We start from the raw sequence: 7,991 nt of genomic DNA, 5'->3' as shown, positions 1-7,991 counted from the left end.
CCGGGGCGGGCCGGGCAGTCAAGGGTGGCCGAAGGCCATCGCGAAGCGACGCGACGACGAGGAACGAGGAGGAGCGCCCTTGACGGGCCGGACCGACACGGAAGGACAGTGGACTGACGGGACGCCCCCGGACCTCCCCTGATGCCGCGTGCGGACATCCCGACCCCCGAAGCCCCCGCCCCGCCTACCACCCCTGCTCAGCGGCCCCCCTCGCCCCGCCTCCTCCGCCTTCGCCTCCGCAGCCGCCCCGGGGGCGGGTGGGCAGCCGCCGGGTGCGGGTGCGGTGCTCAGGGGGAGTGGCCCCCCTCACCCCGGCCCCTCCCCCGTAGACCCCCTCACCACCAGCTCCGGCTGGAAGACGTACTCCGTGCGCTGCACCGGGGTGCCGCCCACCGCCTCCAGGAGGGCGCCGACCGCCGCCGTCGCCATCGCGCGGACCGGCTGGCGGATCGTCGTGAGCGGCGGGTCCGTGAACGCGATGAGCGGCGAGTCGTCGAAGCCGACCACCGACACGTCCTGCGGTACGCGCAGCCCCCGTTCGCGGGCCGCGCGGATCACGCCGAGTGCCATCGGGTCGCTCCCGCACACGATGCCCGTGCAGCCGCGGTCCAGCAGGGCGCCGCCCGCCGCGTGGCCGCCCTCCACCGTGAACAGGGTGCGCTGGATGAGCCCTTGGGCCTCCGCCTGCGGGACCGCGGCGAGGAAGCCGGCCTCCTTGCGGGCCGAGGGCACGTAGCGCGTCGGCCCGATCGCCAGGCCGATCCGGCGGTGGCCCAGGTCCTCCAGGTGGCGTACGGCCATGTCCGCCGCGGCCCGGTCGTCCGGGGAGATGAACGGGGCGTTCACGTGCTCGTTGAAACCGTTGATCATCACGAACGGCACCCCGCGCGCGGCGAGGCGCTGGTAGCGCGCGGGATCGGCCGCCGCGTCCGCGTGCAGCCCGGACAGGAAGACGATGCCGGTGACGCCGCGCTCCTCCAGCTGCTCCACCAGTTCGTCCTCGGTGGCTCCTCCGGGCGTCTGCGTGCACAGCACCGGCGTGTAACCGTGTCCGGCCAGCGCCTGCTCTATGACCTGCGCGAACGCGGGAAAGATCGGATTGGTCAGTTCCGGGATCAGCAGTCCGACCAGGCCGTTGCTGCGGCGGCGCAGCCGCACCGGCCGCTCGTAGCCCAGCAGGTCCATGGCGGCCAGCACCTTGTGCCGGGTGCCGGCCGCCACGCCCGCCTTGCCGTTGAGCACACGGCTGACGGTCGCCTCGCTGACCTGGGCCTGCGCGGCGATGTCCGTCAGCCGCAGGGGCGAGGTCACCCCTGCCACCACACCGCCGTGTCGGCGGGCAGCGTGTCCGGGTCGGCCGGCTCCGTGCTGGCGAGCAGCAGGGTGCCGGGCGCGGGCAGTCGTACGGGCTCCCCCGTCGTGTTGACCGTGCAGACGAAGTCCCCGCGGCGGAAGGCCAGGACGCCCTCCGGCGCCTCCAGCCACTCCACGGCGTCCCCGGCGCCGAGCTCGGCCCGCTCCCGGCGGATCCGCAGCGCGGCCCGGTAGAGCTCCAGGGTCGACGCGGGGTCCCCGGTCTGCGCCTCGACGCTCAGAGCCGCCCACTCGGCGGGCTGCGGGAGCCAGCTGCCGCCGGTCCCGAATCCGTACGGGGCCTCGTCGCCGGACCACGGGATCGGCACGCGGCAGCCGTCGCGCAGCCCGTCCTGGCCGTTCTCCTTGAAGAACGACGGGTCCTGGCGCACCTCGTCGGGCAGGTCGACGACCTCCGGCAGGCCGAGCTCCTCGCCCTGGTAGACGTACGCCGAGCCGGGCAGCGCCAGCATCAGCAGGGCTGCGGCCCGCGCCCGGGCAAGGCCCTGCGCGCCGCCGCCGTACCGGGTGACGTGCCGTACCACGTCGTGGTTGGACAGCACCCACGTCGTCGGAGCCCCGACCGGGCGCATCGCGTCGAGCGAGTCGTCGATGGCGGAGCGCAGCGCGTCGGCGTCCCAGCCGGTGTTGAGGTAGTGGAAGTTGAAGGCCTGGTGCAGCTCGTCGGGGCGCAGGTAGAGGGCGGTGCGCTCGGCCGTCGGGGTCCATGCTTCGGCGACACCGATGCGGTCGCCGGCGTACTCGTCGAGGACGGTGCGCCAGGAGCGGTAGATCTCGTGGACGCCGTCCTGGTCGAAGAAGGGCAGCACCTGGTTGCCGAGGAGCTTCAGCTGCTCGTCGTGGCCGAGGTCGGGCAGGCCGGGGGCCTTGACCAGGCCGTGGGCGACGTCGATGCGGAAGCCGTCGGCGCCGAGGTCGAGCCAGAACCGCAGGATGGAGCGGAACTCGTCCTGGACGGCGGGGTGTTCCCAGTTGAAGTCGGGCTGTTCGGGGGCGAACAGGTGCAGGTACCACTCGCCGTCGGCGACGCGGGTCCAGGCGGGGCCGCCGAAGATGGACTCCCAGTCGTTCGGGGGCAGTTCGCCGCTCTCGCCGCGCCCGGTCCGGAAGTGGAAGCGTTCCCGCAGCGGGCTGCCGGGGCCTTCGCGCAGCGCCTGCTTGAACCATTCGTGCTGGTCGGAGCAGTGGTTGGGGACGAGGTCCACGATGATCCGCAGGCCGAGCTCATGCGCCTCGCGGATGACGGCGTCGGCGTCGTGCAGGGTGCCGAACATGGGGTCGATGGCGCGGTAGTCGGCGACGTCGTAGCCCGCATCGGCCTGCGGGGAGGCGTAGAAGGGGCTGAGCCAGACGGCGTCGACGCCGAGCTCCTTGAGGTAGGGCAGGCGGCTGCGGATGCCTTCGAGGTCCCCCATGCCGTCTCCGTTGGAGTCGGCGAAGCTGCGCGGATAGACCTGGTAGATCACCGCTTCTCTCCACCAACCGGGCCGCGTGCCGGTCGTGGTGGGGAGGCCACTGTCCGAAGTCAGTGCGTCGGCGAGGTGCTGGGTCATGTCGTCCTTGTGAGATCGGGCCGGGGGTGTGTGGGGGCAGGCGAGGGCTGGCCGGGGTGGTCAGCCCTTGGTCGCGCCTGCCGTCATCCCGGCGACGAGGTGACGCTGGGCGAAAACGAAGAAGATCGCCGCGGGGATGGCGATGAGGACCGAGGCGGCGCTCATCGCACCCCAGTTGGAGGTGTACTGCGTGACGAAGGTCTGCAGTCCGCCGGCCAGGGTGAGGTTCTCCTCGCCGACCATGAAGGCGGAGGCATAGGCGACTTCGCCCCAGGCGGTGATGAAGGCGTAGAAGCCGGTGACGGCCAGGCCCGGCTTGGCGAGCGGCAGGATGAGCCGCCAGAAGGTGCCGAAGGGGTTGAGCCCGTCGACGCGGCCGGATTCGTCGATCTCCACCGGGATGGTGTCGAAGAAGCCCTTCATCATCCAGGCGCAGAACGGCACGGCGATGGTGAGGTAGGTGATGATCAGGCCGATCGGCTGGTTGAGCAGGCCGAGGTCGCCCATCAGGTTGTAGAGCGGGACGATGAGGATCGCCATGGGGAACATCTGCGTGATGAGCAGGGTCCACATCAGCGGCTTCATCCCGGGGAACTTGAACCGGCTGACCGCGTATCCGGTGGTGGCGGCGATGAACACACCGAGGACGGTGGTGACGCCGGCGACCAGGACGGAGTTCCCGAACCAGCTGAGGAAGTGGCTCGACTCCAGCAGGTACCGGTAGTTGCCGAGGGTCGGTTCCTTGACGAAGTCGGTGGTGATCGCGTAGTCGGCGGGCTTGAGCGAGGTCAGCAGGATCCACAGCACCGGGAAGACGGCGATGACGGACGCGACGAGCAGGGTGAGGTGCAGGCCGGTGGAGGCGATCGGGGAGCGGGTGCCCCGCGGCCTCGCGGCTTTGGTGTCGGCGTTCGCAGTGGACATGGTCACCACACCTCTCCCTGCTTGCGCAGCGAGCGCCGGTAGACCAGCGCGAAGATCATGAGCAGGGCGAGGATCAGCACACCCCAGGTGGCCGAGCCGGCGAAGTCGCGCGGGCTGGCCACGAAGGCCTCCCGGAAGGCCTGGGTCACGAGGATCTCGGTGGAGTCGCCGGGTCCGCCCCGCGTCAGCAGGAAGATCACCGGGAACATGTTGAAGGTCCAGATGGTGGAGAGCAGGATCACCGTCATGCTGACCGAGCGCAGCCCGGGCAGGGTGATGTGCCGGAAGCGCTGCCAGGAGGTGGCGCCGTCCATCTCGGCGGCCTCGTAGAGCTCGCCGGGGATGGACTGGAGTCCGCCGAGCAGGGCGACCATCATGAAGGGGACGCCGAGCCAGACGTTGACGGCGATGACCGAGAACTTGGCCCAGGTCGGGTCGTCGAGCCACGGCACGCCGGCGATGCCGCCACCCTCCAGGAGCTTGTTGAGGATGCCGTTGTCGTGGTTGAAGAGGAACCGCCAGGCGAAGACGGAGACGAAGCCGGGCACGGCCCAGGGCAGGATGAGCGCCATCCGGTAGAAGGCGCGGCCCCGGAACTGCCGGTTGAGCATGTTGGCGAGGACCAGGCCGAGGGCGAAGGTGATGGACACGCACGCGACGGTCCACACCACCGTCCACACCAGCCGCTGCCAGAACACCGGGTCGCCGAGCACGGCCGTGTAGTTGTCCAGGCCGACGAACTCGTACGACGCCTCGATGGTGTTGGCGCCGATCGTGCGGGCGACGTTGCGCTCGTTGGCGTCGGTCAGCGACAGGTAGATCCCGCGGACCAGCGGCCACCCGACGATCACGCCGAGGACGAGGACCACCGGGGCGACCATGGCCCAGGCGTACCAGTGGGTGGCGAGAGCGCGCCTGATGCCGGTGCGGCTCCGGCCGCGGGCGGCGGTGGTCCCGTCGCCCGCGGCCTTCACCTGCGGCCGGCTGGTGTCAGCAGCAGCCATGGGTGTCGTTACTTCCAGCCCTTGAGGATCTTGCGGAACTCGACGCCGGCGGCCTTGGCGGCCTCGTCCGGGGTCGAGGTGCCGGTCATGGCCTTGGTCCACTGGACCTTCAGCGGCTCGAAGAGGCTGCCGTTCTCCGGGATCCAGGCGCGCTCGACGGCCTTGTCCACGGCGGGCTTGAAGAACTGGACCATCTCGTTGCCCTTGACGTCCGGCTGCTCGTAGGCGGCGGTCCGGGTGGGCAGCAGGCTCAGCTCCTTGGTCGCCTGCACCTGGACCTCCTGGGAGGTCATGTACTCGACGAAGGCGTGCGCGGCGGAGCGGTTCTTGGAACCGGCGTAGACGGCGAGGTCGTGTCCGCCCTGCGGGGCTCCCTGGCGGGCGGAGCCGGCCGGCACCGGCGCGATGCCCAGGTTCGCCTTGTCCGCGAACTGCTCGCCGGCGTAGGTGTCCTTCACCGCCCACGGGCCGTTGATCATCATCGCGACCTGGCCGCTCTTGAAGGCGGTCTGCTGGTTGACGTAGCCGTCGGTGGCGCTGGTGATCGCGGCGCCGGAGGTGATCAGGTCACGGGCGGCCTTGAAGGCCTTGACGCCCGCCTCGTTGTCGACGGTGACCGTCTTGGTCTTGGCGTCGACGAGGTCGCCGCCCTCGCCGTACAGGTACGGCAGGGACCAGTAGGAGTCGTCTCCGCGCAGGTAGAGGCCGGTCTTGCCGGTCTTGGCCTTGATCGCGGCGGCCGCGGTCTTGACCTCCTCCAGGTTCTTGGGGGGCTGGACGCCTGCGTCGGCGAGCATCTTCTTGTTGTAGAAGAGGCCGAGGGTGTCGATGACCTGCGGTACGGCGTAGGTCTTGCCCTCGTACTTGCCGCTGGCCGCGGCCTGCGGCAGGAACTCGGCGTCGACCTTCTTGACGGTCTCGGCGGGGACCTGGTCGAGGTAGCCGAGCGAGGCGAAGTCGGCGACCCAGCCGACGTCGGCGCGGATCACGTCGGGAGCCTCGGAGCCGCTGCTGAAGGCGTTCTTGACCTTGTTCTGCGCGTCGCCGTACGGGACGTTGACGTACTTGACGGTCACCTTCGGGTGCTTCGCCGTGAACGCTTCGGCGATCTTCTGGAAGCTGGCCTTCTCGGCATCGTTCGAGGTGTCCCACCACGTGACCGTGCCGGAGAGCTCCCCGCCGGCCTTGGTCTGGCCACCGTCGTCCTTGGTGTCACCGCCGCAAGCCGTCGCCGCGAGCGCCAGGGTCGCGACCAGCGCGGTGGCCGCTATGCCACGCCGCATATGAACTCCTTCGATGATCCCGGCCGCTCCCTCGCGGTCCCGAGTTGCCGAGAACCTAACAAGGCTGAAAGCCGTCCGAAAGAGCTTGCGGCAATTTTCTGCAAGGGGAGCTGATCGTTACATCCGTGTGTCCGTACGGTTGCCGCAGCTTGCTGTTAGTTCGAACCACCTTCGGGTGACCAGCCCCGCAACCACGGGGCATGTGGCGGCGTTGACCCCGATATGACCCATGAGCTGACCGCACCCCGGCTTGCAAGCGCTTCCAGCAAGACCGCCGCAAGCGCCGGCTGGTGGCGCGATGCCGTCATCTACCAGGTGTACGTACGGTCCTTCGCGGACAGCGACGGCGACGGCGTCGGCGACCTGCGCGGGGTGCGCTCGCGCCTGCCGCACCTGGCCCGGCTCGGGGTCGACGCCGTGTGGCTCACCCCCTTCTACGTCTCGCCCCAGGCGGACGGCGGCTACGACGTGGCCGACTACCGGGCCGTCGACCCGCTCTTCGGGGACCTCTCCGACGCCGACGAGCTGGTCCGTGCCGCACACGCGCTCGGCCTGCGGGTGATCGTGGACGTGGTCCCCAACCACACCTCCGATCAGCACCCCTGGTTCAGGCAGGCCCTCGCCGACCCGGCCGCCCGGGCGCGCTACCACTTCCGCCCCGGCCGCGGCCCCGGCGGGACCCTGCCGCCCAACGACTGGGAGTCCGTCTTCGGCGGGCCGGCCTGGACCCGGGCTCCCGACGGCGCCTGGTACCTGCATCTCTTCGCCCCCCAGCAGCCTGACCTCAACTGGGAGCACCCCGAGGTCGCCGAGGAGTTCGCGTCCGTCCTGCGCTTCTGGCTCGACCTCGGCGTCGACGGCTTCCGCATCGACGTGGCCCACGGCATGGTCAAGGCCCCCGGCCTGCCCGACATCGGGCACGGCGCCCAGGCCACCCTGATCGGCACCGAACCGCTCCCCTTCTTCGACCAGGACGGGGTCCACGAGATCCACCGCGCCTGGCGGCGGCTGCTCGACTCCTACGAGGGGCCGCGCATCGGCGTCGCGGAGGCCTGGGCGCCGAGCTCCGAGCGGCTCGCCCTGTACGTGCGCTCCGACGAGATGCACCAGGCCTTCAACTTCCGCTTCCTGAACTGTCCGTGGGACACCACCGCGATGCGCACCGTGATCGACGAGTCACTGGCCGCGACCGCCTCCGTCGGCGCCACCACCACCTGGGTGCTGTCCAACCACGACGTGGTCCGGCACGTCACCCGCTACGGCGGCGGCCCGCAGGGCCTGGCCCGGGCCCGGGCCGCGGCGCTGCTGATGCTCGCCCTGCCCGGGTCGGCGTACCTCTACCAGGGCGAGGAGCTCGGCCTGCCCGAGGTGGCGGACCTCCCCGACGCCGTCCGCCAGGATCCCGCCTTCCGCCGCACCGCCGGGCAGGAGGGGCTGCGCGACGGCTGCCGCATCCCGCTGCCCTGGTCCGGCGAGGAGCCCCCGTACGGATTCGGCCCGGGCGGCACCTGGCTCCCGCAGCCCCGGAACTGGGCCCCGCTGAGCGTCGCCGCGCAGACCGGAGACCCGCACTCCACCCTGGAGCTGTACCGGGCCGCCCTGGAGCTGCGCCGGGCGCTGCCGGGCCTCGGCTCGCCCGACGCGGGTCCGCTGGCCTGGCTGCCCGCGCCGGAGGGGCTGCTGCTGTTCACCCGGCCCGGCTTCGCGTGCAGCTTCAACAGCCGACCCGAACCGGTCGAAATGGCCTCGCCGGGGCGGCCCGTACTCTCCAGCGCACCCGTGGAGACCGACGGGCGCACCGTCCTTCTTCCCCCCGATTCGTGCACCTGGTGGGCTTTGTAGCGTGCGACCGG

Annotated in this window: 6 protein-coding genes; 1 reads left to right on the top strand and 5 read right to left on the bottom strand. The window is 71.0% G+C overall.

Annotated features, from left to right (window positions below; translation table 11 throughout):
- Positions 1 to 306: 306 nt before the first annotated feature.
- From AB0B01_RS16490 to AB0B01_RS16470, 5 genes are read right to left on the bottom strand one after another with little or no spacing between them, the layout of a single operon-like run.
- On the bottom strand, positions 307 to 1,320 hold the full coding sequence (locus AB0B01_RS16490; RefSeq protein WP_361718640.1) for a LacI family DNA-binding transcriptional regulator: 1,014 nt from the start codon (positions 1,318 to 1,320) through the stop codon (positions 307 to 309).
- Positions 1,308 to 2,927 carry a glycoside hydrolase family 13 protein gene (locus AB0B01_RS16485; protein ID WP_361718637.1) on the bottom strand — a complete coding sequence of 540 codons (1,620 nt, stop codon included), beginning with the start codon at positions 2,925 to 2,927 and terminating at the stop codon, positions 1,308 to 1,310. Before AB0B01_RS16485 ends, AB0B01_RS16490 begins: the two co-directional genes overlap by 13 nt.
- 60 nt (positions 2,928 to 2,987) lie before the next feature.
- Positions 2,988 to 3,851, bottom strand: coding sequence for a carbohydrate ABC transporter permease (locus tag AB0B01_RS16480; protein ID WP_361718634.1), 864 nt, complete (start codon positions 3,849 to 3,851; stop codon positions 2,988 to 2,990).
- A 2-nt stretch (positions 3,852 to 3,853) separates the two neighbouring features.
- Positions 3,854 to 4,855 (bottom strand): sugar ABC transporter permease, encoded by a 1,002-nt coding sequence (locus tag AB0B01_RS16475; protein WP_361718631.1) that lies wholly within the window; start codon positions 4,853 to 4,855, stop codon positions 3,854 to 3,856.
- 8 nt (positions 4,856 to 4,863) lie between these two features.
- Positions 4,864 to 6,138: an extracellular solute-binding protein gene (locus AB0B01_RS16470; protein WP_361718628.1), complete on the bottom strand. Its 1,275-nt coding sequence runs from the start codon at positions 6,136 to 6,138 to the stop codon at positions 4,864 to 4,866.
- Between the two features lie 222 nt (positions 6,139 to 6,360).
- On the opposite strand from AB0B01_RS16470, the gene AB0B01_RS16465 reads away from it, so the two are divergent.
- Positions 6,361 to 7,980 carry a glycoside hydrolase family 13 protein gene (locus AB0B01_RS16465; RefSeq protein ID WP_361718625.1) on the top strand — a complete coding sequence of 540 codons (1,620 nt, stop codon included), beginning with the start codon at positions 6,361 to 6,363 and terminating at the stop codon, positions 7,978 to 7,980.
- Positions 7,981 to 7,991 lie beyond the last annotated feature (11 nt).

The organism is Streptomyces sp. NPDC044571 (assembly GCF_040647115.1).
GTDB lineage: Bacteria > Actinomycetota > Actinomycetes > Streptomycetales > Streptomycetaceae > Streptomyces.
The sequence above is the reverse complement of the archived record's forward strand: the minus strand, read 5'-3'. Positions and strand labels throughout refer to the sequence as shown.